The sequence below is a fragment of the Oceanibacterium hippocampi genome (genome assembly GCF_900172325.1).
In the GTDB taxonomy this organism is placed as follows: domain Bacteria; phylum Pseudomonadota; class Alphaproteobacteria; order Sneathiellales; family Sneathiellaceae; genus Oceanibacterium; species Oceanibacterium hippocampi.
On sequence record NZ_FWFR01000001.1, the window covers coordinates 1,437,418 to 1,461,192 of the forward strand.

A 23,775-nucleotide genomic window follows, 5' to 3' on the forward strand; every position below is an offset into this window, starting at 1 on the left:
GCCGCCTGCCGATCCCGTTCCATGACTGATTTCGGCGTCTATGCCGGCCTGTTCGCGATCGCCTTCCTGGCCGCCACGATCCTTCCGGCGCAGTCGGAGGCCGGCCTCTCGGCGCTGCTGCTCGCGGGCGACCGGCCGGTGCTGCTGCTCGTCGCCGTGGCGAGCGCCGGCAACACGCTGGGCGCCGTGGTCAACTGGCTGCTCGGCCGCTTCATCGAACGCTTTCGTGGCCGTCGCTGGTTCCCGGCCAGTCCCGCGCAGGTCGAGCGCGCGTCCGGCTGGTACCGCCGCTACGGCTACTGGAGCCTGCTGCTGAGCTGGGTGCCGTTCATCGGCGATCCGCTGACCCTGGTCGCCGGCCTGTTGCGGGAGCCGCTCTGGCGCTTCTTGGCACTCGTCACGCTGGCCAAGACCGGCCGCTATGTCGTCGTCGCGATGATCGTCCTGCAGTGGGTCTGAGCCGGCAATTGCATCCGGCCGACATTGCCGTCAACATCCGGAAAAAACACGGCAACGGACCTGACATGACCAAGCGTACCCGCGTTCTTCTCTGGACCGACACGCCCGCCCCCTACCTCGACGCCATCAGCGCGGCCGGGCTGGCGGAGCGGGTAACGGTCGACACCCTTCCCCGAAACGAGACGCCCTCGGCCCAGCGGCACGCGGGCACCGAGGTGCTGGTCGCCTGGCGCTCGCCGCCCGGAATCCTGGCGGAACTGGCCGGGCTGCGATGGGTGCAGGCGATGACCGCCGGGGTCGACAGCTGGCTGCGGCTGCCGGACCTGCGGCCGGGCGTGACGCTGACCTGCGCCCGCGGCACGCATCGCGAATCGATGCCCGAGAACATCCTGGGCGCGCTGTTTCACCTGACCAAGCCCTTCGCCGCGATCGTCGAGGACCAGAAGACCCGCACCTGGACCTCCCGTATCGCGGAATCGCTGAACGGCAGGACCCTCGGTATTCTCGGTCTCGGCGCGATCGGGCAGGACCTCGCCCGGCTCGCGGCCATGCTCGGGATGCGGGTGATCGGCACGAAGCGGGTGCCGGCCGATCTGCCGGGCGTTGCCGAGGTCTATCCGCCGGAGCGAACGGACGCAGTGCTCGCGGACTCGGATTTCGTCCTGCTGCTGCTGCCGGCCACGCCGGCGACCGAGAATTTCATCGACGCCGGCCGGCTCGCGCTGATGAAGCCGACCGCCTGGCTGCTCAATTTCGGGCGCGGCCATCTCGTCGTCGATGACGACCTGATCGCGGCGGTCGAGGGCAGGCGGATCGCCGGGGCGATGCTCGATGTCTTCCGCCAGGAGCCGCTGCCCCGCGAGCATCCGTTCTGGGGCACGCCGGGGATCATCGTGCTGCCCCATGTCGGCGGCATGCATCCGGAGCGGGACAGGACCGTGGCGCGGCTGTTCGTCGACAACCTGCGGCGTTTCCTCGACGGCGAACCGTTGACCGAGATCGTCGATCGCGCGGTCGGCTACTGAGCGTTCCGCCGTTGCCTCGGCCCGACATTGCCGCCAACATTCGGATAGAGCGATCCGTCCCGTCCGGTCATGCTTCGGCCCAGACATCGCGGGAGATGACAGATGGACCAGACAGACAAGCGTTTCGACGCCTTCATGAACCGGGACAAGTCCGCCGACGGCAGTTTCGTCGTGGCGGTCACCTCGACGCATATCTATTGCCGGCCGTCCTGCCCGGCCCGGCGGCCGAAGCCCGAGAATATCCGCTTCTACGATTTGCCCGAGGCGGCCGAGCAGGCCGGCTTCCGGGCCTGCAAGCGCTGTCACCCGCGGGATGCCGCGGCCCAGGATCCGGATGTTCGCCGGGTCCGCCGGGCCTGCGAGGTGATCGCCGCCCGGCTGGCCGGGGGCGAGGGCGGTCCGCCGACGCTCGACGAACTGGCCGAGGCGGTCGGCACCAGTGCCTCGCACCTGCAGCGCCGCTTCCGGAAACTCGTGGGCGTGAGCCCGCGCGACTATGCCGACCAGCTTCGCCTCACGGGCTTCAAGGGCCGGCTGCGCGACGGCGACGATATCGCGGGCGCGCTGTACGAATCCGGCTACGGCTCGCCGAGCCGGGTCTATGAACGGGCCGGCGCGACCATGGGGATGACCCCGGCGACCTATGCCAAGGGCGGCAAGGGCGCCCGCATGGGCTACGCGATCGCCGCCTCGCCGCTCGGCCGAGTGCTGGTCGCCGGCACCGTGACCGGCGTCTCGGCGATCTACCTGGGCGACGACGAGGCCTTCCTGGCGGCCGAACTCAGGGCCGAGTATCCGCTCGCCGAGATCGTCCGGGACGAGGCCGCGCTGGGGCCGCTGGTCGCCGTCGTATTGCGCTACCTGGAGGGCGATCTGCCCCACCCCGAGTTGCCGCTCGACGTCCAGGGCACCGCCTTCCAGCGCCGGGTCTGGCAGGAGCTGATGGCGATTCCGGCCGGCGAGACGGCGACCTACAAGGATCTCGCCGTCCGCATGGGCCAGCCGAAGGCGGCGCGCGCCGTCGGCCGGGCCTGCGCCACCAACCCGGTGTCGCTTGCCATTCCCTGTCACCGGGCGATCGGCACCGACGGCGCCCTGCACGGCTATCGCTGGGGTCTCGACCGCAAGCAGGCGATCCTCGCCCGCGAGCGCGCCCGTCGCGGCAAGGCGGTGGCGGCGGCCTAACTCGCGTCGGCGAGCGCGGCCCGGCGCTCTTCCATCCGGGCCGCCCGCTCGGCCTGCCGCGCCAGGTATTGGGCGCGGCGTTCGGCCATCCGCGCGAGATTGGCCTGGCGCCGTTCCTCGGCCGCCCGGCGGCGTTCGTCCTGCCACAGCGCGAAGACCCGCTTGCGATAGGGTACCGCATGTTCGCGGGTCGTCGAATGGTAATGCGCGACCGCCATCCCCCAGGACCGCCGGCTCTTGTAGAGCTCGTGCAGGAAGCGGGCGGCATAGTCGGCGTTGGCCGACGGATCGAAGGCGGTTTCGAGGTCGTCGAACGCGTCCGGGTGATATTTCAGGTTCACCTGCATGCAGCCGACGTCGATATTCCGGACCCCCTTGGCGGCGAGTGCCTCGACCTCGGCGATCGCCTCCGCCTTGCTATCGTAGTAACGGCCTCGGCCCTCGGCATAGACGGTCCAGGGCCAGGCAATTCTTGCCTGCCGGTCGGCATCCCAGCGTCCCGATTCGGCGAGCGCGACGGCGGCCAGGAGCTGTGGCGGCAGGCGATGGGTCTTCTCGGCGTTTTCCGCCATCGCGGCGCAGACTCCGGGGGCTGGCGGCGCTTCTGCGGGCAGGCCGGACGCCGCCGCGGCGGCCCCCGACAGGGCAAGCGGGAGGACGAAAAGGCGAATCAGGCGGGCGATGCGTACAATCATGCGAATATTGAAAGCAAGCGGCGTGCCATTCGCGGGCGGCCCGATTGCCGCCATAAGAGGCAGAGTGATTGCCTATTGTGCAATGCAACAGAAATCGATTGCCAAAAACTTTCAGAGACGGGGGCCAATGCATCTATCGGCTGTCCCGTGCGGCGAAAAAACGTCTGAATCCAACGTTCTCTCAAAAAAATTCCGATTTGGTATTGGCAATCGGTGGCGTGGATGTCAGATTGTGCATCGCGGCATTGGCGCGCCCGCGTTGGTGCCGCAGCCCTTAATCGGGCGTTTCCTCCCTTGACTTGGGCTGCTTCCCGAAACGGAAGCAGCCCCTTTTTTTTGCCTGCCCGGAAGGGTGTGCCGGGTCACACGGGGTCGGGCGGCCGGTCGGCGCCGGCGCCGAGGGCGCGCTGCATCAGCACCACGTCCAGCCAGCGGCCGAACTTGAAGCCGACGGACTCGAGGGTGCCCAGGTGGCGGAACCCGGCGCGACGGTGCAATTCGATCGAGCCGGTGTTGCCGGCATCGCCGATCACCGCGATCATCTGCCGGCGGCCGCCCGCCGTCGCCTCGGCGATCAGGCGGTCAAGCAGCAGCCGGCCGACACCCCGGCCGCGATGGCCGGCCTCGATATAGATGCTGTCCTCGACCGTGTGGCGATAGGCCGGGCGCGGACGGTAGAGCCCGGCATAGGCATAGCCGGCGATCGCCCCGCCGGAACGGGCTTCGGCGACGATCCAGGGCAGGCCCTCGGCCTGCACCGTCCGGAGGCGCCTTTCCATCTCCGCCGCGTCGGGCGGGACGAGCTCGAAGGAGGACGATCCGTGGAGCACCGCGTCGGCATAGATCCGGGTGATCGCCGGGAGGTCGGCGACGGTCGCGGCGCGCAGTCCGTACGCGGTCGGGTTTGCGGCGGTCATCGTGGGCGCAGGGCTCAGGGCAGCAGCAGGGAATGGGACATGGCGCCCAGCCGCTCGATCAGCCGGGTCATGTCGGCGGCCAGGCGCCCGAGCGCCGGGAGCCGCTCGATCCGCTCCTCATCCATGTAGAGGGCGCGGTTGATCTCGATCTGCAGCGCGTGATAGCCGCGCTCCGGCTGGCCGTAGCGAACCGTCGTATGGCCGCCGGCATAGGGCGCGTTGCGGGCGACCCGGTAGCCGAGATCGGTGAGCGCACGCGCCGCGTGGTCGGTCAGCGCCGGCGCGCAGGCGGTGCCGTATCGGTCGCCGAGCACGATGTCGGCGCGGCGGTCGCCGTCGTCCTGGTCCATCGGCCCGCCGATCGACGGCATCGAATGGCAATCGACCACGACGGCGAAACCGAAGCGGGCGCGGGTATCGGAAAGCAGACGGGCCAGCGCCCGGTGATAGGGGTTGTAGCAGTCGCGGACCCGTCGCTCGGCCTCGGCGAAAGACAGCTTACGGGCATAGATCTCGCAACCGTTGGCGACGACCCGGGCAAGCGTGCCGAGGCCGCCGGCGACGCGCACGCTGGTCGTGTTGACGAAATCCGGCAGGGGCTCGGCGAACATCGCCGGGTCGAGCTCGTAGGGTTCCCGGTTCGGGTCGCAATAGGCGCGCGGGAACAGCGCCTTCAGGAGCGGCGCGCCGCATTCGGGCGCGGCGGCGAAGACCTCGTCGATGAAGCTGTCTTCGGAACGCCGGATGGTCACCGGATCGAGCCGGGAGGCGGCGAGGAAGGTCTCGGAATAATCGCGCCCGCTATGCGGCGAGGCATAGACGAAGGGCAGGTTCTGAACCGCCGGCGCCTCGATCGCGATGCGCGACGGGGCAGCCTCGCTGTCCGCAATTCGCCGGGTCGCGTCGTCCGGAACGCGATCGATAAGGGGGACGGGCATCGGCGCGGAGTTCCTCAAACTGGCAAGACTGGTCGTTGGCGATCTGTCCGGATCGTGCGGCCGAACGGACAGCGCGGCCCGCCCGATCGCCGGACATCATAACATGGCCCCGGTCCCCTGACAGTGACAAGGGGGAACGAAAGTGCTATCCGCGTTGGCGTCTTCGGGCATCTTCACGGGCGTATGCGGCGGACCGGCCCGGCGTTGAGGGATTGCGGGTGATGAGCAGGATTCTGCTGGCGGAAGACGACGACAGCATGCGGCTGTTCCTGGCACGCGAGCTCGAACGCGCCGGCCACGAGGTGACCGCCGTCGCCGATGGCGTCGATGCCCTGCCGATGCTCGGCCCGGGCCGCTTCGACGTCCTGGTCAGCGACCTGGTGATGCCGGAGGTGGACGGCCTGGCACTTGCCCAGCGGGCAACCGCGGCCGACCCGCTGCTCAAGGTGATTTTCATCACCGGCTTCTCCGGCGTCGCGCTGAAGGCGAGCGAGAGCATGCGCGGCATTCCGGTGCTTTCCAAGCCGTTCCACCTGAAGACCCTGGTCGAGGCGGTCGGCGAGGCGCTCGCCAGCGAGCAGCCGCCGCTCCGCCCGACCCGCTGACGGAATGCCGATTGGGCGCTTGCCAAGCCGGAACGGGATGGATATATACCGGTTTCGATTTCGATGGGCGCATAGCTCAGCTGGTTAGAGCGCCGTCTTGACATGGCGGAGGTCCGTGGTTCGAGTCCACGTGCGCCCACCATCGAAACGCCCCCCGAACATTCCGCGACATTCCGCATTCTCCGTTCAGCGGTCGAGGCTGACCGTGACCGTCGGGCTGTCCGCGTCGGCGATCGCGTGCGCGGTGCGGGCGCCGCAATGGCGGGAGAGCGATTCGGCGAGATCGGCGACCGCGTCCTCAAGCGGGGCCGGGGCCATCGCCTGCACGGTCAGGACCACGAGCCGGCTGTCCGGCGAAACCGCGCTGCGCGCGTCCTGGTACCAGTTCCAGCGCCGGCACAGGATCTTCGCCGCGTCCGCATAGACCACTTCGCCGTCCTTCGGCGGATCTTCCGTTTCGCCGTCGCCGCCGAGCGGGCGGAAACTGTCGCCTGGCCGGGCGTAGCGGAAGGCGAGTTGGCCATCCAGCCGGTCGGCATCGTCGGCGCCGAGCGGCATCAGGTGGCGGAGCGAGACCGCGTTGTAGCAATCGACGAGGGAATTGATGCGCGGCAGGCCGCGCCCCGCCTGCACCGAGCGCAGCAGCCGCTCGACCGAGCAGCGATAGCTGGTCTTGCGGATGCCGAAGCCCTTGTAGGCCTCGCGCCAGGCGGCGATGCGGGGCTCCGCCGAGACCGGGCCGGTTGGCGCCGCCGCCTCGGCTTCGGCGATCTCCGCGGCCAGCGCGGCGCTCCGTTCCGGGGCGATGGCAAGCCCGCCGGCCAGCACCAGGGCGATCCGGGTTTCCGGGAAACGCGGCACTATGTCCGCGATGGTCAGGGTCTGTTCGGTCATTCTCGCTTCCCCGGAATGTGGTGTCGGGGCCGGTATAGAAAGCCCGTCCCGAAAAAGCGAGGGCCGGTCGCCGGTTACACGGATGCGGCGGACGCCGGACGGGTTCGCGCTGCGGTCGGCGGGGGCGGCGCCTGCTGGCTCAGCCAGACGCTGGCGAACACGACCGCCATGCCGGCGAGCTGCGCCGGACCGAGCGACTGGCCGAGTATGGACCAGCCGAGCAGAACCGCGGTGAGCGGGCTCAGGAAGCCGAGCGGGGCGACGGTCGCGGGCTCGAGCCGGGAGATCCCGCGGAACCAGAGGATATAGGTGAGCGCGGCGCCGACCAGGCAGAGCCAGGCCATGCCGGCGGCATTGGCCAGCGTCGGCGCCGGCAGCGGCGGTTCCAGCCAGAGCGCGATCGGTAGCAGCATGATGCCGCCCGCGGTCAGTTGCCAGGCGGTGACGGTGAGCGGCGAGACCGGTGGCTGCCAGCGCCGGCTCAGCACCGTGCCGCCGGCCATCGAGAGCGCGCCGGCCAGCCCGGCGGCGATGCCGACCGGGTCGAGCGCCGCCGCTGGCGTGAGGATCAGCAGCGCCACGCCGCCGATCCCGGCGAGTGCCGCCGCGACCGCCCGGGCACGGACCGGCGAGCCGAGCAGGACGCGGGCGAGCAGGACCACGACAAGCGGCTGGATCGCGCCGACCGTGGCCGCGACGCCGCCCGGCAGCCGGTAGGCCGCCTCGAACAGCATCCACCAGAAGAAGGTGAAATTGAGCAGCCCGAGGACGACGACCCGGGCCCACCAGATCCCGCCGGGCAACTGCCGGACGAGGAGCAGCAGCAGGAGCCCGGCCGGCAGCGCGCGCAGCAGCGAGACGGTAAGCGGGTAACCGGCCGGCAGCAGTTCGGTGGTCACCAGGTAGCTGCTGCCCCAGATCGCCGGGGCGATCGCCGTCAGCATGAGGTCGGTCTTGCGGGTCATGGGCGGCCTCTCGATATTATCTTGATGTCAAGATAAGTGAAATTATCTTGACGTCAAGATATCATCCCGCGATTCTCGCCGGATGGATCGCGTCGACGACATCATCGCCCAGTGGAACCGGGAACGGCCCGACCTCGACGTCGCGCCGATGGCCCTGATCGGCCGCATCCGGCGGCTTTCCGCCCACCTCGGCCGGGAGATGGCGGACACCCAGGCGAAATTCGGCCTGACGCCGGCGAGCTTCGACGTGCTGGCGACGCTCAGGCGCTCAGGCCCGCCCTACAGCCTCTCGCCGGGCGAACTGCTGGCGACGATGATGATCACCTCGGGAACGATGACCCACCGGATCGACCAGCTGGCGAAGGCCGGGCTGGTCGCCCGCGCGGTCAACCCGGACGACCGGCGGAGCGTCCGCATCACCCTGACCGAGCAGGGGTTCGCGACCATCGAGGCGGCGGTCACCGAGCATGTGGCGACCCAGGCCCGCCTGACCGCCGCGCTCGGCGCCGACGAAGCCGCCGCGCTCAACGCCCTCCTGAGCCGCTACCTCACGACCTTCGAGGGTCCGCGCTAGGCAGTCTTGCGACCGCCGCCCGATTGTCGCGCTCCGGCGATCCGCGCTATAGAGAGGCCAAGGCCGAACGGCTTCGGGAAACGGGCAGGGAACGGGCACAGGCGATGACGGCGACGAGGACGACGACGGCGGACCGGCAGTTCATTTCTCCGCCCGGCGAGACGCTGGAGCACAATGTGCCGCGCATGATGGCCGAGGCGGCGCGACGCCTGGGACCGGCCCCGGCGATCGTCTTCGAGGGCGCGGAGACGAGCTGGCGCGATTTCGACGAGCGCGTGAGCCGGGTCGCCAACGGCCTGATCGCCCTCGGTCTCGAACGGAACGACAAGGTCGCGATCCTCGCCGGCAGCACGCCGGAGGCGGTGACGACCTATTTCGGCGCGGTTCGCGCAGGCGCCTGCGCGGTGCCGCTGTCGGCCATGGCGACGCCGGAACAGCTCGCCCGCATGATCGACGATTGCGACGCCCGGGTGCTCTTCCTGTCGGCCGGGATGCGGCCGCTGGTAGAGGCGGCGCTGGCCGGCTTCGGCAAGATCCGTCCCGGCGGACTGATCGCCTACGATTTCGAGGCCGCCGGCTGGACCGGCTTCGAGGCCTGGCTGGCTGCCCAGGAGACCGGCGACCCCGATCTCGATCATCGCCCGGGCGACGACTTCAACCTGATCTATTCATCGGGGACGACCGGCGTGCCGAAGGGCATCGTGCAGAACCACGGCATGCGAAACTTTCACGTCCAGCGGATGACCAAGGCCGGGATCGCCGCCGGCAACGTCACCCTGGTCTCGACGCCGCTCTATTCCAACACGACCCTGGTGGCGATGATCCCGGCGCTGGCGCAGGGCGGAACCGTGGTGCTGATGCGCAAGTTCAACGCCCACGAGTTTCTCGTGCTCGCCGAGAAGCACCGGGTCAGCCACGCGATGCTGGTGCCGGTACAGTATCAGCGGATCCTCGCCGAGCCGTATTTCGACCGCTACGACCTGTCCGCCTTCCAGCTCAAGCTGTCGACCAGCGCGCCGCTCCGCGCCGCGGTCAAGCGCGATATCCTCGATCGCTGGCCGGGCCGCCTGGTCGAGGTCTATGGCCTGACCGAGGGCGGCGGCTCGACGGTCCTCGATGCGAGCGCCTTTCCCGACAAGCTCGCCTCGGTCGGCCGCCCGGCGGAAGGCGCCGAGATCCACGTCATCGACGAGGCCGGCAACATTCTCCCGGCCGGCGAGATCGGCGAGGTGGTCGGCCGTTCGTTCGGCTTCATGACCGGCTATTACAAGCGCCCGGACCTGACCGACGCGATCGTCTGGCGCGACGCGGCGGGCCGGCCGTTCCTGCGCACCGGCGACATGGGCCGCTTCGACGAGGACGGCTTCCTGTTCCTGCTCGACCGCATCAAGGACATGATCATTTCCGGCGGCTTCAATGTCTACGCGGCCGACCTGGAAAGCGTCCTCGAACAGCACGACGCCGTTGCCGACGTGGCGGTGATCGGCATTCCCGACGAGCGCTGGGGCGAGACCCCGCTGGCGCTGGTGGTGCGGAAGCCGGGATCGACGATCGGCGCCGAGGAACTGCGCGCCTGGGCCAACGAACGGCTCGGCAAGGCACAGCGCGTCGGCCGCCTCGAGTTCCGTGACGACCTGCCGCGCTCGACCATCGGCAAGATCCTGAAGCGCGAGCTGCGCCAGCAATACCTAGCCGCGGCGGGCTAGGCTTTCCGCCTTCAGTCCTCGGGCGCGTCCGGCCCGGTCCCCAGCCGTGCTTCCGAGCTGGCCTTGGCGGCGAGGTGGGCGGCCCAGCCCTGGGCCTCGATGAAGACGCGGGAGACCTGCGGGAACTCCGCATGTATACGGGCTTCGAGCCGGCTGACTGCCGCTTCCACCTGCTCGGCGCTGAGATCCGGGGAGAAGCCGATGCTGATATTGAGCAGCACGTCCTGGGGTCCGAGATGCATGGTCAGCAACTCGTTGGCTTTCAGGATCTCCGGTTCGGCAAGGACGACGCGGCGTATCTCCTCGAGGACCTCCGGGTGGGTCGCCTCGCCGATCAGCAGCCCCTTGCTTTCATAGGCGAGCAGGATCGCGGTCATCGCGAGGATCGCCGCGATGACGAGCGAGGCGATGGCGTCGGCCTCGACGATGCCGAGATACTCGCCGGCCGCGACGCCCGCGAAGGCGACCATCAGGCCCAGCATCGCGGCGGTATCCTCGAACAGCACGGTGAAGATGGTCGGATCCTTCGACCGGCGCACCGCTTCGAGCAGGCCGCGGTCGCCCTGTTCCTTGCGGAAGGCGACGAAGGCGACATACCAGGCCGCGCCCTCGAACAGCATCGCCGCGCCGAGCACGAGGTAGTTGACGTAGGCATTGGCAATCGGATGGGGGTTGAGCAGCTTGTTGACGCCCTCGTAGGCGGCAACGCCGGCGCCGACGGCGAAGACCAGGATCGCCACCACGAAGGTCCAGAAATAGAGCTCCATGCCGTAGCCGAACGGATGCCGGCTGTCGGCCGGCTTGCTGGCCCGTTTCATGCCGTGGAGCAGGAGCATCTGGTTGCCGGTATCGACGACCGAATGGATCCCTTCCGACATCATCGCGGCGCTGCCGGTGAAGGCGGCGGCGGCGAACTTCATGATCGCGATCAGTCCGTTCCCGATGAGGGCCGCGTAGATCACTTTCTTCGAGGAATGGCCTGCCATGGAATCTCCTGCACTGTCCGTGCGTTTCCGTTGCGTCGTCCGGCGTCTCGCTCAGCCCGTGCGGCCGGTGATGAACCGCCGGAGCTGGATCTGCAGCACCCCGACCAGCACCAGGATCCCGCCGACGAGCTGCAGCCAGCTCGGCTGGAAGCCGAGCGCGGTCGCGATCAGCACGGCGATGATCGGCACCAGGTTGAGATAGAGGGCGGCCACCGCGACCGTGAACTGGCGGGCGCCGATATGCCATAGGACGATGGCGATGCCGCCGCCGCCGATGCCGATCCACAGCAGGAGCGCGATGTCGGGGAGTGTCACCGGTTCGGCCGGCAGATGGGCGAGGCCGAGCAGCCAGGCGATGCCGAACACGAAGGCGAGGCAGAAACTCGCCGTTGCCGAGGTGAGCGTGGTGACACTGAGCTGGCTCCAGCCCGGCAGCCAGATCTGGCACCTGATCGTGTACCAGGTCCAGCAGGTCATCGCCAGGATCAGCAGGATCTCGCCGCCCTGCAGGTCCGGCAGGCGGCCGGCGTTGTTCGGATTGCCGATGGCGACGACGATGCCGCCGCCGACGGCGAGCAGAAGGCCGAGCTTGAAGCCCGGCTCGAACGGCGTCCGGAACGAGAGGCGGGCCATGATCGCGGCGATGACCGGACCGCCGGTCAGGATGATCGCCGCCGTTACCGGGTCGGAGAACAGGATGCCGAAGGTGAAGAAGGTCGAGAAGGCGGCCATCGCGGCGCCGAGCGCCATCAGCCGCCCCCAGGGGGCGCCCCGAACGGTCAGGCCGCGCTCGATCGTCGCCTGCAGGATGACGAGGGCGAGCAGGGCGGCGCAGTAACGCAGGATCGACAGCAGGAACGGGTTGAAGACGTCGAGCAGAAGCGCTGTCACCGGCACCATCGATCCCCACATGACCGTGGTGACCAGAAGGCCGCCGAAGGCGCCCCAATGTCCGCTGCGCGAGGTGCCGCCGAGCGCGGTTTCCTGGCTCATGTCGTTCCCGTACTCGCTTTCTCGTCTCTTGCCGCGGGCAAACCCGGCATCCTGTCCGCCTCTTGATCCTGTCGTGATGGTGGGTCTCGCGTCCGCCAACTGTCGTCAAGGTCGCACAGAACCGGAACGCTTAGGAATAGATTAACGGTATCGCCCGATAATGACGCTCGTATCAATCGGTGACCGGACGGTCGTCCGCGCGTCATCCATCAGTCCAGTCGAGGTCTTGTCCGGTCCAATGCTTTCAGTACTGTCGAAATCGGGAAAAACGGCCGACGGCGTCCCGCGCAAGCGCGCGCGTCCACCGCTCGGCAAGCGTCTGCGCGCCTGGTGGGAAGGTTACGATCTCGACGAGGATGACGCTGGCGGGGATGACGATGCCGGCCCGTTCGACGCCGAGGGCGGCGACGATGCCGAGGAACGCCGGGCCGCCGGCTGGGCGCCGTCGCGGCTCGAGGCATTGCAGACGCTGTTCGGCGAGGGCATGGCCCAGTGCTGCGACGAGGAGGCGATGGAGCGGCTGACCACCCCGCTCGGCCTCGACGAGACCTCGCGGGTCTGCGAGATCGGCGCCGGTCTCGGCGGTTACGCCCGCTATATCGTCAAGGAAACCCAGGCCTGGGTCACCGGCTACGAGGAAACCCCGGAGCTGGCCGCCGCCGGGCATCAGCTTTCGGTCGATGCCGGCCTCGGCACCCGGGCGGCGATCGAGCCGGTCGATTTCTCGGCGTTCGAGCCGAAGCAAAAGTCGGTCGACGCGGTCGTTTCCCAGGACGCGATCTTCACGATGGCCGACAAGAAGGCCGTTTTCTCAGCGATCAGCGGGATCCTGAAGCCCGGCGGGCAGGTCATGATCACCGACTACCTGCTTTCCGAGAACGTCGTCGGCGACAGCGCGGTGGCCGAATGGGCGGCGCGCGAGCCGAAGCCGGTTCACCTGATCACCCTGAAGCAGTATCGCGAGCTCCTGTTCGGCATCGATCTCAATGTCCGCGTCTGCGAGGAGATCACCGACGACTACAAGGAATGGATCACCGCGGCCTTCGCCGATTTCGCCGCCCGCCTGACCGGCACGGAGATTTCAAGCGAACTGCGGAACTGGGTGCTCGAGGAAACCGAGCACTGGCTGACGCGGCTCCGGCTGATGGACGAGGGCAAGCTCCGGGTCTATCGCTTCTACGGCGCGATGCCGGCGGAATGATCGGCGCGCTAGACGGTTGACAGGACCGTCCCGTCCGCATAATTTCCGCGCTCCGAATTCACTATTGGTCACCTGAGGAAGGTACCCGGTCATGAAGGTCGTCAGTTCGCTCAAGTCGCTGAAGAAGCGCCATCGCGATTGCCGCGTTGTCCGTCGCAAGGGCCGCGTCTACGTCATCTGCAAGTCCAATCCCCGCTTCAAGGCCCGCCAGGGCTGAACGGGGACGGGCGCCGCGGGTTTCGCGGCGCTGGACGGCAAAACCGCGCCGGGTGATCGGGCGCGGTTTTTTGTCGTCCGGAATCCGACCCGGAGAGGCCCGGATTCTCCCGCGATGCGGTACGGGCGCGTCGGCGAGACCGGTCGTTCGCCTTTCCGCCATGGCAGCCTCGTCCTATAGTCACCGCAACGATCGACCGTAGTGGCCGGGCCCGGGCATTCCGGGTCCGCGGAGGACCTGACAATGCTGATGCCGGCGCCGGAAGAGGGCACGCTTGCGAAACGGGGCGCGCTGGTCGACGCGCTTCGCGCGATCGTGCCGGGCGAAGGCGTGATCGATGACCCGGCCGCGCTGCGCGCCTTCGAAAGCGACGGCCTCACCGCCTACCGCCAGCCGCCGATGATCGCCGTGCTGCCGAGCACGGTCGAGCAGGTCTCGGCGGTGCTGGCGCTCTGTCACCGGGAAGGCGTCAAGGTGGTTCCGCGCGGTGCCGGCACCTCGCTCTCCGGTGGCGCCCTTCCGCTCGCCGACGGGGTCCTGCTCGGGCTCGGAAAATTCAATCGCGTGCTCGAGATCGACTACGGGAACCGTGCCGTCGTGGTCCAGCCGGGCGTCACCAACCTTGCCGTGACCGGCGCGGTGGCCGCCGAGGGCTTCTACTACGCGCCGGATCCGTCGAGCCAGATCGCCTGCACGATCGGCGGCAACGTGGCGGAGAATTCCGGCGGCGTGCACTGCCTGAAATACGGGCTGACGACGAACAACATCCTCGGCCTGCAGATGGTGCTGATGGACGGCACCGTGCTGCGCCTTGGCGGCCGTCACCTCGATCCCGGCGGCTACGACCTGGTCGGGCTGATGACCGGGTCGGAGGGACTGCTCGGCGTCATCACCGAGGTCACGGTCCGCATCCTGCGCCGCCCGGAGAGCCAGCGGGCGCTGCTCGTCGGCTTCCCGGATTCCGAATCGGCCGGCGATTGCGTCGCCCGCATCATCGGCGCCGGGATCATCCCGGCCGGCATGGAGATGATGGACCGCTATGCGATCCAAGCGGCGGAGGCCTTCGTCGAGGCCGGCTACCCGCTCGATGTCGAGGCCCTGCTGATCATCGAGCTCGACGGCCCGACGGTCGAGGTCGATTACCTGGTCGACCGGATCGGCGCGCTCTGCCGCGAGGCCGGCGCGGTCTCGCTCCGGGCCAGCGAGAACGAGGCCGAGCGTGAACGGTTCTGGGCCGGACGCAAGGCGGCCTTCCCGGCGGTCGGGCGGATCTCGCCGGACTATTACTGCATGGACGGGACCATTCCGCGCCACAAGCTGCCGGTCGTGCTGACCCGGATGGCGGCGATGTCGCAGCGCTACGGGCTTCGTGTCGCCAATGTCTTCCATGCCGGCGACGGCAACCTGCATCCGTTGATCCTCTACGACGCCAACCAACCGGGCGAACTCGAGCGGGCCGAGGAATTCGGCGCCGAGATCCTCAAGCTCTGCGTCGAGGTCGGCGGGGTGCTGACCGGCGAACATGGCGTCGGCGTCGAGAAACGCGACCTGATGGGCGAGATGTTCACCGAGATCGACCTGAACCAGCAGCAGCGCGTCAAATGCGCCTTCGACCCCGAGGGCCGGCTCAACCCGGGCAAGGTCTTCCCGGTGCTGCACCGCTGCGCCGAACTCGGCCGCGTTCATGTCCGCAAGGGCGAGACGCGCTTCCCCGACATCCCGCGCTTCTGATGACCGCGACCTTCCAGCCCGACAGCCCCGAACAGGTGGTGGAGGCGGTCACCTGGGCGCTGTCCTCCGGCACGCCGCTTTCGGTCGCGGGTCGGGGCAGCAAGGCTGCCTTCGGCCGTCCGGTCGCGGCGGCGCAGGGCCTGTCGCTGGCCGGGCTCACCGGGATCACGCTCTACGAACCCGAGGAGCTAGTCATGCAGGCGGGGCCCGGCACCGGGCTCGCGGAAATCGAGGCGGCGCTGGCCGAGAAGGGCCAGGAGCTGGCCTTCGAGCCGGCCGATCTCGGCCCGCTGCTCGGCGGTCCGGCGGCGGCCGGGTCGATCGGCGGCGCCGTGGCCTGCAACCTCGCCGGCCCGCGCCGGGTCAAGGCGGGCGCGGCGCGCGACCACCTGCTCGGCTTCGCGGCGGTGTCCGGACGCGGCGAGCTGTTCCATTCCGGCGGCCGGGTCGTGAAGAACGTCACCGGCTACGATCTCTGCAAGCTTCTCGCCGGCAGCTTCGGAACCCTGGGCGTGATGACGACGCTGACCTTCAAGGTGCTGCCGCGGGCCGAGAAGACCCGCACGCTGCTCGCCTACGGGCTCGAGGCGGAAGCGGCGACGGCGCTGCTCTGTGCCGCCGCCGGCTCGCCGCACGAGGTCTCCGGGCTGGCCCATCTGCCGGCCGCTGTCGCCGCCCGCTCGGCGGTCGGCCGGGTCGCCGATGCCGGGCGGCCGGTCACCGCCATCCGGATCGAGGGGCCGGGCGCGTCGGTCGAGTACCGGCTTCGGGCGCTGGCCGCGCTGGCCGGCGCGACGGCGGCCGAGACCGAGGAACTGCACAGCCACAACAGTCGCACGCTGTGGCGCGAGATCCGCGACGTCGGCCTGTTCGGCGCGCTCGGCGACCGAGTCGTCTGGCGGCTTTCGGTGGCGCCGACCGCCGGTCCGGCGACGGCCGCCGCGGTTCTCGCGCAGCTTCCCGGCGAGGCTTTCCTCGACTGGAGCGGCGGGCTGGTCTGGCTCGCCCTCGACGGCGGCGACGATGCCGGCGCGGCGGTCGTGCGGGCGGCACTTCCGGGGTCGGGCGGCCACGCGACGCTGGTCCGCGCGCCCGAGGCAGTTCGCGGCCGCGTCCCCGTGTTCCAGCCGCTGGCGCCGGCGCTGGCGGCGCTCAGCGCCCGGGTCAAGGCGAGCTTCGATCCGGAAGGCCTGCTCAACCCAGGCCGCATGTACGAGGGGATCTGAGGTGCAGACCGCGTTCACGCCCGAGCAGTTGCAGGATCCCGAGGTCGCGCGCTCGAACGAGGTGCTGCGGAGCTGCGTCCATTGCGGCTTCTGCACCGCGACCTGCCCGACCTATGTCGAACTCGGCGACGAACGCGACAGCCCGCGCGGGCGGATCTACCTGATCAAGGAAATGCTCGAAAAGGGCGGCGCCCCCGACCCGGCGGTGGTCACCCATGTCGACCGCTGCCTGTCCTGCCTGTCCTGCATGACGACCTGTCCGTCGGGCGTGCATTACATGCATCTGGTCGATCATGCGCGGAACCATATCGCCGCCCATCACGAGCGGCCGGCACCGGACCGTCTCGTCCGTCGCCTGCTCGGCTTCGTCCTGCCGCGCCCCGGCCTGTTCCGGCTGGCGCTGATCGGCGGCCTGCTGGCGCGGCCGTTCCGGGCCATCCTGCCGGGCCGGCTCGGCGCCATGCTGAAGCTTGCGCCTGCACGCCTGCCCGGGCGCTCGCCGCTCGAGGGCGCGCGCGTCCATCGGGCGGAAGGGACCCGGCGGAAACGGGTCGCGCTCCTGCAGGGCTGCGCCCAGGTGGCGCTGGCGCCGGAGATCAACGAGGCGACGATCCGCCTCTTGACCCGCCACGGCGTCGAGGTCGTGGTCGCCGAGGGGGCCAGCTGCTGCGGCGCGCTCAACCATCACATGGGCCAGCATGATGCGGCGCTCGCCCTGGTGAAGGGCAATGTCGCGGCCTGGACCCGGGAACTCGACGGCGAGGGGCTCGACGCCATCGTCATCAATGCCTCGGGCTGCGGCACCACGGTCAAGGACTATGGCCACATGCTGCGGAACGACCGCGACTGGGCGGCGCGGGCGGCGGCGGTGAGCGCGCTCACCCGCGATATCAGCGAACTGCTGGAAGCGATCGACCTGCCGGCCGGCGCCCCGCCCGAGCCGCTGGCGGTCGCCTATCATGCCGCCTGCTCGCTGCAGCACGGCCAGCGCGTTCGCCATGCCCCGAAGCTCCTGCTCGCGCGCGCCGGCTTCGAGGTGCGCGAGATCGGCGAGGCCCATCTCTGCTGCGGCTCGGCTGGGACCTACAACCTGCTGCAGCCGGCGATGGCCGAGCGCCTGGCGGCCCGCAAGGTCGGCCATATCGAGGCGGTCCGCCCGGACGTCGTGGCGACCGGCAATATCGGCTGCCTGATGCAGATCGGCGGCCGCACCGCCGTTCCGGTCGTTCACACGGTCGAACTGCTCGACTGGGCGACCGGCGGGCCGAAACCCCGGGCGCTCATGCGCTGATGCCGATGCGCGGATCCGGCCGCCGCTCGCGCATCCGTGTTGGCCCGGCTCTTGGCGGCGCGGCGATCGCGCCCTATCCTTGAATCATGGGACGGGTCCTGATTGCCTTCCTCGTCTCGCTCGGCCTCGCCACGGTCTCGACGGCGGCGCTGGCCCGGCAGGACGACAGCCGGCTCGATATACTCTTCGGGCAGCTTCAGCACGCGCCAAGCCCGCAGCTTGCCCATCTCCTGGAACTGCAGATCTGGTCGATCTGGACCGAGAGCCGGAGCGACACCATCGACCTGCTGATGCAGAGCGGCTCGCTGGCGCTCCAGCGCCAGCAGTTCGACAAGGCGCTCGACGCCTTCAACCACGTGATCGAGATCGACCCGGAGTTTGCCGAGGCCTGGAACAAGCGGGCGACGCTGCATTACATGACCGGCGCCTACCCGGAATCGATCGCCGACATCAAGCGCACGCTGGCCCTGGAGCCGCGTCATTTCGGGGCGCTGTCCGGGCTCGGGCTGATCTACGACGCGATGGAGGAGCGCGAGCAGGCGCTCGATGCCTATCGCCGTGCACTCGAGGTCAATCCCCATCTCGGCCATGCCAAATCCCGGGTCGAGGAACTCATCGACGAGGTCGAGGGCCGGGGAATCTAGGGCGCGCCGTCCGGCGGGTCAGCCGGTGACCTGGGCAATGCGCAGGATGTTCGTCGCGCCGGGGGTGCCGAAGGGGACGCCGGCCATGATGACGATGCGGTCGCCGGCCTTGGCGAAGCCCTCCTTGATGGCGGTCCGGCTGGCGCGCTGCACCATGTCGCCGAAATTCTTGGCGTCGTCCGAATGGACGCAATGCAGGCTCCAGACGATGGCGAGCCGCCTGGCGGTGGCAAGGCGGGGCGTCAGCACCATGATCGGCGCCTCGGACCGTTCCCGGCTGGCCCGGATCGCGGTCGAGCCGGAGGTCGTGTAGGTGACGATCGCCGCGGCGCCGATGGTATTGGCGACCTGGCGGGCGGCGGCGCTGATGGCGTCCGCCGTCGTCGCCTCGGGCGCCGCGTGCTTGGCGTCCATCAGGGCGCGGTATTGCGGCTCGCGCTCGACCTGCTGGGCGATCCGGTTCATCATCGCGACCGCCTCGACCGGGTAGGTGCCGGCGGCCGATTCCGCCGACAGCATCACCGCGTCGGCGCCGTCGAAGATCGCCGAGGCGACATCGGTGACCTCTGCCCGGGTCGGGATCGGCGCGGAGACCATGCTTTCCAGCATCTGGGTCGCGACCACGACCGGCTTGCCGGCATCGCGGGCCATCTGGATGATCCGCTTCTGCTGGCCCGGCACTTCCTCGACCGGCAGTTCGACCCCGAGATCGCCGCGCGCCACCATGATGCCTTCCGACAGGTCGATGATCTCGTCGAGCCGGCGGAGCGCCAGCGGCTTCTCGATCTTCGCCATCAGGGCCGCCCGGCCGGCGATCAGCTTCTTCGCCTCGGCCACGTCCTCGGGCTGTTGCACGAAACTCAGCGCGACCCAGTCGACACCGAGGTCGAGGGCGAACTGCAGGTCGCTCTCGTCCTTCCGGGTGAGCGCGGTGACCGGCAGCAGCACTTCCGGCACGTTGATGCCCTTGCGGCTTTTCAGCACCCCGCCGACGATCACCTCGGTCTCGACGTAGCCCTTGCCGGATTTCTCCACGCGCAGCCGGAGCCGGCCGTCATCGAGCAGCAGGGGTGTGCCCTTCTCGAGCGCCTCGATCAGTTCCGGATGCGGCAGGGGCGCGCGGCGCTCGTCGCCCGGCGCCTTGTCGAGGTCGAAGCGGTAGCGCGTGCCGGGAATGAGCAGCGTCTCGCCGCCACCGATCTCGCCGACCCGGAGCTTCGGGCCCTGAAGGTCGGCGAGGATCCCGATCGGTCGCCCGGTCGCCTTTTCCAGCGCCCGGATCTTGGCGAATCGCGCCTTGTGCTCGTCATGGCTGCCGTGGCTGAAATTCAGCCGGAAGACATCGGCGCCGGCCAGGAATAGCGCCTCGATCTGCGCATTCGTGGAACTCGCCGGGCCGAGCGTCGCCAGGATCTTCGTGCTGCGCATCCGTCGCATGGGACGATCTTCCCTTCAGTCGATGAGTATGGCGCGGAAATCGTTGACATTGGTTCGTGTCGGTCCCGTGACGATCAGGTCGCCGAGCGCCTCGAAGAAGCGGTAGGCGTCGTTGTCGGCGAGCAGGCTCCTGGCGTTGAGGCCCAGCGCGGCGGCGCGCGCCAGGCTGTCCGGCCGGGTCACGGCGCCCGCATTGTCCTCCGATCCGTCGATGCCGTCGGTGTCGCAGGCAACCGCGTGGATCCCGGCCGCCCCGTCGAGCGCGATGGTCAGCGACAGCAGGTATTCCGCGTTCCGCCCGCCTCGCCCGTGGCCGGTCACGGTCACCGTCGTCTCGCCGCCGGACAGGATCGCGACCCGGCCGCCCTCGCGCCTGGCCGCCAGCGCCAGCCGGGCATGCTCGACGGCAAGCTCCCGGGCCTCGCCTTCCAGGTCGTCGCCGATCAGGCGAACGCTGTAGCCGGCCGCTTCCGCTGCCGTCGCCGCCGCCGCCAACGAGGCCGCGGGCGTGGCGACGATCGCAGTGGTCGCGCCGGCGATGCGCGGGTCGCCGGGCTTCGGGCTTTCCTCGTTCGCCGCCTCCAAGTGCGCGGCGACCGACGCCGGCGCCTCGATCCGGTATTTCGCCAGCACGGCGCGGGCCTCGGCGAAGCTGGTCGGGTCGGCGACGGTCGGGCCCGAGGCGATGGTCGCGGGATCGTCGCCGGGGACGTCGGAAATCAGCAGCGAGACGACCTGCGCCGGCCAGGCGGCGGCGGCGAGGCGGCCGCCCTTGATGGCGGAGAGATGCTTGCGGACGCAATTGATCTCGTGGATCGTCGCGCCGCATTCGAGCAGCGCCTTGGTGACGCTGCGCTTGTCGTCGAGCGTCAGGCCGTCGGCTGGCAGCGCCAGCAGGGCCGAGCCGCCGCCGGAAATCAGGCAGAGCACGAGATCGTCGGGGCCGAGGTCGCGAACCATGGCGAGGATCCGCCGGGCGGCTTTCAGCCCGGCCTCGTCGGGCCGCGGGTGCGAGGCCTCGACGACCTCGATCCGCGTGGTCGGCAGGCCGTGCCCGTAGCGGGTGATGACCAGACCGGAAAGCGGCCCGGGCCAGTGATCCTCGACCGACTTCGCCATCGACGCGGCGGCCTTGCCGGCGCCGATCACGATGGTCCGCCCTTTCGGCGGCGGTGGCAGGTAGCCGGGCAGGCAGCGCGCCGGATCGGCCGCGGCGACGGCCGTCTCGAAGAGCGCGCGGGCGAGCGTTTCCGGGTTCGAACTCTCAGATGACATGAAAGGCGGTCTGCAATTGGCGGGATCGGGCAGGAGAGTCTAGCCCGGATGGCGTCGTCTCACCAGTAGCCGGAACGGCGCAACCCGCGCTCAGCGCCTGACGCCGTCCATGGCCGCCTGGCGTTCGATGTCGATCCGCTTCAGCGAGACCTCTTCGGGCACGCCGAGGCCGTTCAGGATCTGGAAGCCGAGTTGCAGGCTCGCCTCGGTCGTTTCCGGCACCACGTCGGTCGCACCGAGCGCCAGCAGCCGCTTCGCATGCTGGCGGTCGCGCGCGCGCGCGTACACCGGCACGGCCGGCCAATGCCGGCGAACCGCGCGCACCACATGTTCCGAGGCCTCCGGATCGTCGATGGTGACGACGATCGCCGAGGCGGTCTCGACATGGGCCTGGCGCAGCAGCGCGGTCCGCGAGGCATCGCCGTAGAAGACCGGCAGCCCGTCCGCCCGCAGCCGGCCGATGGAAGGGCCGTTCAGGTCGAACCCGAGATAGGGGATCTCCTCGCGATCGAGGATGCGGCCGAGCATCTGCCCGACACGGCCGAAGCCGGCGATCACCACATGCCCCTCGATGTCGCCGATGGCGGCCAGCCCCTCCGGCTCGCGCCGCGCCTCCTGGTCGCGTTCGAGCCGGATCGCCAGCCGGCGGCCGATGGCGGCGACCGGCGGCGTGAGCACCATCGAGAGGGCGGCGACGATCAGCATGAAATGTCCGGCGTCCAGGGTGACGAGGCCGAGGCTGAGGGCCAGCCCGATGACCACGAAGGCGAACTCGCCGCCCTGTCCGAGCAGCAGCCCGGCCTCGATGGCGACGTGCCGGGGGAAGCCGAAGGCGCGCGTCAGGCCGCCGGCGATCAATCCCTTGATCGCGAACAGGCCGGCCAGAGAGAGGCCGATCCAGAGCGCCTGGCCGATGATCGCGCGGTAGTCGATGCCCATGCCGACGGTCATGAAGAACAGGCCGAGCAGGAGCCCCCTGAACGGCTCGATATCGACCTCGATCTCGTGGCGGAACTCGCTGCCGGCGAGCAGCAGGCCGGCGAGGAAGGCGCCGAGCGCCATCGACAGGCCGAAATAGCCGGTGATCGCCGAGGCGCCGATCGCGACCAGCAGGATCGCCGCCATGAACATGCCGCGCGCGCCTGCCCGGGCGACGAACTGGAAGAACGGGCGAAAGGCGATCCGGCCGACCAGGTAGATCGCGGCGATCACCGCGGCGGCCTGCAGCAGGGCCAGCGCGAAGCCGAGCGCCGCGGCTGCCATCCCGCCCTCGGTCTGGGTGCCGAATACCCCGAGCATGAAGAGGATCGGCACGACCGCGAGATCCTGGAACAGCAGGACCGAGAAACTGGCGCGGCCGAGCGGCGTGCCGAGGCGGCGCCGCTCGATCAGCAGCTGCATGACGATCGCGGTCGAGGAGAGTGCCAGGCAGGCGCCGATGATCACCGCCGCGCGCGGGCTGTTGCCCCAGGCCCAGGCGACCGCGCCGATGACGATCGCGCTCAGCAGCACCTGCAGCGATCCGAGGCCGAAGACCAGCCGCCGCATCGCCCAGAGCCGCTCGAAGGAGAGTTCGAGGCCGATCACGAAGAGCAGGAAGATGACGCCGAGTTCGGCCAGCGGGCGGATGCCCTCGATGTCGGCAATCACCGCGTAGGAGATCCAGGGCGCCGTCTCGACCAGCAGCCCGAGGCCATAGGGTCCGATCAGCGCGCCGATCGCGAGGTAGCCGAGCACCGGGCTGATCCGGAGCCGGTGGAAGGCGGGCACGATGATCGCCGCGGCGATGAGGAAGACCACGATCTCGCGGAGAAACGGTATGCCGACATGTTCTTCCAAGGGATCCCCCTGCGCGCCTCGAGCTCCGAGTCTAGACGCGCTCGCGCCGCGCGACCAGAATTCCCGCGAGCACCAGCGCCGCGCCGACGGATTCGTAGGGTCCGAGGAATTCGCCCAGCAGGAGCGCGCCCAGGATCGCGGCGGTCAGCGGTTCGATCAGGATGATCAGCGACGACAGCCCGACCGGCAGATGGCCGAAGCCCCAGGCGATCAGCCCCTGGCCGATGGCCTGGGCGAGCCAGGCAAGGGTGATCAGGGTGATCCAGCCGTCGGTGCCGGCGGGCAGCAGGGCCTCGCCGCTCAGCAGCGCCACGGGAATGAGCGCGAGCCCGGTCACGAAACTCGACCAGAACATCAGCGTCGTTGCCGAGAACACGCCGCGCAGCGCCTTGACCGCCAGCAGGTAGGCGCCGAACCAGAGCGCGGTGAGAAGCCCCAGCAGATCGCCGAGCAGGCGCTCCCCGCCGAGCCCGAAGCCGTCGCCGAGCAGCAGCAGGGTGCCGCCGACGGCGAGCGCCAGGCCGAGGTAATAGCCCGGCCCCGGCCGCTCCCGGAACAGCAGCCAGGCGCCGATGGCGACGACCACCGGCGCCATGTTGGCGAACAGCGTGGCGTTGGCGACCGTGGTCAGGCGGATCGACCAGTGCCAGGTCGCGAGGTCGCCGGCGAACAGCAGCCCGGCGAAGATCAGCAGCGCCCATGCCTTGCGGCCCGCCGGACGCCGTTTCTCGACGCGGCCGCGGAACAGGAAGCCGAGCGCCAGCAGCGGGACCGCGAGCAGCGCCCGGTGAACCGCGGTCGCGGTCGGCTCGAGCGGGCTGTAGCGCACCAGGATTGGCGAGAAGCCCACCGCGATCGCCCCCAGTATCACCGCCAGCGTGGCGAGACGGGCGTCGGCCGCCGTCGTCCGCCCGTCGTCAAGCGGTTCGTTCTGCAATGATGCCACGTGTGCGCCTCTACCAAGCCAAGGCA

General features: G+C 69.6%; 23 protein-coding genes and 1 tRNA gene. 13 read left to right on the plus strand and 11 right to left on the minus strand.

The annotated features are described in order from the left end of the window. Window positions 1-21 precede the first annotated feature (21 nt). The 3 genes from OCH7691_RS06810 to OCH7691_RS06820 all read left to right on the plus strand — a co-directional run bounded on the left by OCH7691_RS06810 (window position 22) and on the right by OCH7691_RS06820 (window position 2,669). A complete protein-coding gene (locus OCH7691_RS06810) occupies window positions 22-459 on the plus strand; it encodes a YqaA family protein (protein WP_085882593.1) in 438 nt (145 codons plus the stop codon). A 65-nt stretch (window positions 460-524) separates the two neighbouring features. After that, window positions 525-1,484 (plus strand): D-2-hydroxyacid dehydrogenase, encoded by a 960-nt coding sequence (locus OCH7691_RS06815; protein WP_139839562.1) that lies wholly within the window; start codon window positions 525-527, stop codon window positions 1,482-1,484. Window positions 1,485-1,586: 102 nt separating this feature from the next. After that, entirely contained in the window at window positions 1,587-2,669 is a 1,083-nt protein-coding gene (locus OCH7691_RS06820) for a bifunctional transcriptional activator/DNA repair enzyme AdaA (protein ID WP_085882595.1), read from the plus strand. Here the strand turns inward: OCH7691_RS06820 and OCH7691_RS06825 are convergent. From OCH7691_RS06825 to OCH7691_RS06835, 3 genes are all read right to left on the minus strand, one after another. Beyond that, window positions 2,666-3,241 carry a transglycosylase SLT domain-containing protein gene (locus tag OCH7691_RS06825; protein WP_176244948.1) on the minus strand — a complete coding sequence of 192 codons (576 nt, stop codon included), beginning with the start codon at window positions 3,239-3,241 and terminating at the stop codon, window positions 2,666-2,668. The genes OCH7691_RS06820 and OCH7691_RS06825 overlap by 4 nt on opposite strands. A gap of 485 nt (window positions 3,242-3,726) precedes the next feature. Next, window positions 3,727-4,281, minus strand: coding sequence for a GNAT family N-acetyltransferase (locus tag OCH7691_RS06830; RefSeq protein ID WP_085882597.1), 555 nt, complete (start codon window positions 4,279-4,281; stop codon window positions 3,727-3,729). A 14-nt stretch (window positions 4,282-4,295) separates the two neighbouring features. Then, complete coding sequence (locus OCH7691_RS06835; RefSeq protein WP_085882598.1) at window positions 4,296-5,219, minus strand: N-formylglutamate amidohydrolase; 924 nt, start codon at window positions 5,217-5,219, stop codon at window positions 4,296-4,298. 221 nt (window positions 5,220-5,440) lie between these two features. On the opposite strand from OCH7691_RS06835, the gene OCH7691_RS06840 reads away from it, so the two are divergent. Together OCH7691_RS06840 and OCH7691_RS06845 are read left to right on the plus strand one after the other, a co-directional pair. Next, complete coding sequence (locus tag OCH7691_RS06840; protein ID WP_085882599.1) at window positions 5,441-5,824, plus strand: response regulator; 384 nt, start codon at window positions 5,441-5,443, stop codon at window positions 5,822-5,824. A gap of 65 nt (window positions 5,825-5,889) precedes the next feature. Continuing rightward, a tRNA-Val gene (locus OCH7691_RS06845) sits at window positions 5,890-5,966 on the plus strand. Between the two features lie 44 nt (window positions 5,967-6,010). Here OCH7691_RS06845 and OCH7691_RS06850 read toward each other — a convergent pair. Both OCH7691_RS06850 and OCH7691_RS06855 read right to left on the minus strand, forming a co-directional pair. Continuing rightward, a complete protein-coding gene (locus OCH7691_RS06850) occupies window positions 6,011-6,718 on the minus strand; it encodes a B3/B4 domain-containing protein (protein WP_085882600.1) in 708 nt (235 codons plus the stop codon). Between the two features lie 74 nt (window positions 6,719-6,792). Continuing rightward, window positions 6,793-7,683: an EamA family transporter gene (locus OCH7691_RS06855; protein WP_085882601.1), complete on the minus strand. Its 891-nt coding sequence runs from the start codon at window positions 7,681-7,683 to the stop codon at window positions 6,793-6,795. An 82-nt stretch (window positions 7,684-7,765) separates the two neighbouring features. Between OCH7691_RS06855 and OCH7691_RS06860 the strand changes: the two genes are divergently transcribed. After that, window positions 7,766-8,257, plus strand: coding sequence for a MarR family winged helix-turn-helix transcriptional regulator (locus tag OCH7691_RS06860; RefSeq protein ID WP_085882602.1), 492 nt, complete (start codon window positions 7,766-7,768; stop codon window positions 8,255-8,257). Window positions 8,258-8,361: 104 nt separating this feature from the next. Then, window positions 8,362-9,963 carry a class I adenylate-forming enzyme family protein gene (locus OCH7691_RS06865; protein ID WP_085882603.1) on the plus strand — a complete coding sequence of 534 codons (1,602 nt, stop codon included), beginning with the start codon at window positions 8,362-8,364 and terminating at the stop codon, window positions 9,961-9,963. Window positions 9,964-9,974: 11 nt separating this feature from the next. Here OCH7691_RS06865 and OCH7691_RS06870 read toward each other — a convergent pair whose 3' ends face one another. Then, on the minus strand, window positions 9,975-10,949 hold the full coding sequence (locus OCH7691_RS06870) for a cation diffusion facilitator family transporter (RefSeq protein ID WP_085882604.1): 975 nt from the start codon (window positions 10,947-10,949) through the stop codon (window positions 9,975-9,977). A 51-nt stretch (window positions 10,950-11,000) separates the two neighbouring features. Then, window positions 11,001-11,942 (minus strand): DMT family transporter, encoded by a 942-nt coding sequence (locus tag OCH7691_RS06875; RefSeq protein ID WP_085882605.1) that lies wholly within the window; start codon window positions 11,940-11,942, stop codon window positions 11,001-11,003. A gap of 238 nt (window positions 11,943-12,180) precedes the next feature. Here OCH7691_RS06875 and OCH7691_RS06880 point away from each other — a divergent pair, with 238 nt between their 5' ends. From OCH7691_RS06880 to OCH7691_RS06905, 6 genes are all read left to right on the plus strand, one after another. After that, window positions 12,181-13,143, plus strand: coding sequence for an SAM-dependent methyltransferase (locus OCH7691_RS06880; protein ID WP_139839563.1), 963 nt, complete (start codon window positions 12,181-12,183; stop codon window positions 13,141-13,143). A gap of 91 nt (window positions 13,144-13,234) precedes the next feature. Then, window positions 13,235-13,360: a type B 50S ribosomal protein L36 gene (gene ykgO, locus OCH7691_RS06885; RefSeq protein WP_085882607.1), complete on the plus strand. Its 126-nt coding sequence runs from the start codon at window positions 13,235-13,237 to the stop codon at window positions 13,358-13,360. 243 nt (window positions 13,361-13,603) lie between these two features. Further along, window positions 13,604-15,091 (plus strand): FAD-linked oxidase C-terminal domain-containing protein, encoded by a 1,488-nt coding sequence (locus OCH7691_RS06890; protein WP_085882608.1) that lies wholly within the window; start codon window positions 13,604-13,606, stop codon window positions 15,089-15,091. Beyond that, the gene (gene glcE / locus OCH7691_RS06895) at window positions 15,091-16,317 is read left to right on the plus strand and encodes a glycolate oxidase subunit GlcE (RefSeq protein ID WP_085882609.1); all 1,227 of its coding nucleotides are present in this window, start codon (window positions 15,091-15,093) and stop codon (window positions 16,315-16,317) included. The genes OCH7691_RS06890 and glcE overlap by 1 nt, the downstream gene beginning before the upstream one ends. Window position 16,318: 1 nt before the next feature. Beyond that, window positions 16,319-17,608 carry a glycolate oxidase subunit GlcF gene (gene glcF / locus OCH7691_RS06900; RefSeq protein WP_085882610.1) on the plus strand — a complete coding sequence of 430 codons (1,290 nt, stop codon included), beginning with the start codon at window positions 16,319-16,321 and terminating at the stop codon, window positions 17,606-17,608. Between the two features lie 86 nt (window positions 17,609-17,694). Then, a complete protein-coding gene (locus OCH7691_RS06905) occupies window positions 17,695-18,252 on the plus strand; it encodes a tetratricopeptide repeat protein (protein WP_085882611.1) in 558 nt (185 codons plus the stop codon). A gap of 18 nt (window positions 18,253-18,270) precedes the next feature. On the opposite strand, the gene pyk is transcribed toward OCH7691_RS06905, so the two are convergent. The 4 genes from pyk to OCH7691_RS06925 all read right to left on the minus strand — a co-directional run bounded on the left by pyk (window position 18,271) and on the right by OCH7691_RS06925 (window position 23,749). Then, a complete protein-coding gene (gene pyk, locus OCH7691_RS06910) occupies window positions 18,271-19,689 on the minus strand; it encodes a pyruvate kinase (protein ID WP_085882612.1) in 1,419 nt (472 codons plus the stop codon). A 15-nt stretch (window positions 19,690-19,704) separates the two neighbouring features. Beyond that, window positions 19,705-20,964 carry a glycerate kinase type-2 family protein gene (locus OCH7691_RS06915; protein WP_085882613.1) on the minus strand — a complete coding sequence of 420 codons (1,260 nt, stop codon included), beginning with the start codon at window positions 20,962-20,964 and terminating at the stop codon, window positions 19,705-19,707. A 90-nt stretch (window positions 20,965-21,054) separates the two neighbouring features. Then, entirely contained in the window at window positions 21,055-22,803 is a 1,749-nt protein-coding gene (locus OCH7691_RS06920) for a monovalent cation:proton antiporter-2 (CPA2) family protein (protein ID WP_085882614.1), read from the minus strand. 31 nt (window positions 22,804-22,834) lie between these two features. Next, window positions 22,835-23,749 (minus strand): DMT family transporter, encoded by a 915-nt coding sequence (locus OCH7691_RS06925; RefSeq protein ID WP_176244949.1) that lies wholly within the window; start codon window positions 23,747-23,749, stop codon window positions 22,835-22,837. Window positions 23,750-23,775: the final 26 nt, after the last annotated feature.

Coding starts and splice junctions, on each gene's coding strand:
- OCH7691_RS06810 (WP_085882593.1), top strand. CDS start 22: ATGACTGATTTCGGCGTCTATGCCGGCCTGTTCGCGATCGCCTTCCTG.
- OCH7691_RS06815 (WP_139839562.1), top strand. CDS start 525: ATGACCAAGCGTACCCGCGTTCTTCTCTGGACCGACACGCCCGCCCCC.
- OCH7691_RS06820 (WP_085882595.1), top strand. CDS start 1,587: ATGGACCAGACAGACAAGCGTTTCGACGCCTTCATGAACCGGGACAAG.
- OCH7691_RS06825 (WP_176244948.1), bottom strand. CDS start 3,241: ATGGCGGAAAACGCCGAGAAGACCCATCGCCTGCCGCCACAGCTCCTG.
- OCH7691_RS06830 (WP_085882597.1), bottom strand. CDS start 4,281: ATGACCGCCGCAAACCCGACCGCGTACGGACTGCGCGCCGCGACCGTC.
- OCH7691_RS06835 (WP_085882598.1), bottom strand. CDS start 5,219: ATGCCCGTCCCCCTTATCGATCGCGTTCCGGACGACGCGACCCGGCGA.
- OCH7691_RS06840 (WP_085882599.1), top strand. CDS start 5,441: ATGAGCAGGATTCTGCTGGCGGAAGACGACGACAGCATGCGGCTGTTC.
- OCH7691_RS06850 (WP_085882600.1), bottom strand. CDS start 6,718: ATGACCGAACAGACCCTGACCATCGCGGACATAGTGCCGCGTTTCCCG.
- OCH7691_RS06855 (WP_085882601.1), bottom strand. CDS start 7,683: ATGACCCGCAAGACCGACCTCATGCTGACGGCGATCGCCCCGGCGATC.
- OCH7691_RS06860 (WP_085882602.1), top strand. CDS start 7,766: ATGGATCGCGTCGACGACATCATCGCCCAGTGGAACCGGGAACGGCCC.
- OCH7691_RS06865 (WP_085882603.1), top strand. CDS start 8,362: ATGACGGCGACGAGGACGACGACGGCGGACCGGCAGTTCATTTCTCCG.
- OCH7691_RS06870 (WP_085882604.1), bottom strand. CDS start 10,949: ATGGCAGGCCATTCCTCGAAGAAAGTGATCTACGCGGCCCTCATCGGG.
- OCH7691_RS06875 (WP_085882605.1), bottom strand. CDS start 11,942: ATGAGCCAGGAAACCGCGCTCGGCGGCACCTCGCGCAGCGGACATTGG.
- OCH7691_RS06880 (WP_139839563.1), top strand. CDS start 12,181: ATGCTTTCAGTACTGTCGAAATCGGGAAAAACGGCCGACGGCGTCCCG.
- ykgO (WP_085882607.1), top strand. CDS start 13,235: ATGAAGGTCGTCAGTTCGCTCAAGTCGCTGAAGAAGCGCCATCGCGAT.
- OCH7691_RS06890 (WP_085882608.1), top strand. CDS start 13,604: ATGCTGATGCCGGCGCCGGAAGAGGGCACGCTTGCGAAACGGGGCGCG.
- glcE (WP_085882609.1), top strand. CDS start 15,091: ATGACCGCGACCTTCCAGCCCGACAGCCCCGAACAGGTGGTGGAGGCG.
- OCH7691_RS06905 (WP_085882611.1), top strand. CDS start 17,695: ATGGGACGGGTCCTGATTGCCTTCCTCGTCTCGCTCGGCCTCGCCACG.
- pyk (WP_085882612.1), bottom strand. CDS start 19,689: ATGCGACGGATGCGCAGCACGAAGATCCTGGCGACGCTCGGCCCGGCG.
- OCH7691_RS06915 (WP_085882613.1), bottom strand. CDS start 20,964: ATGTCATCTGAGAGTTCGAACCCGGAAACGCTCGCCCGCGCGCTCTTC.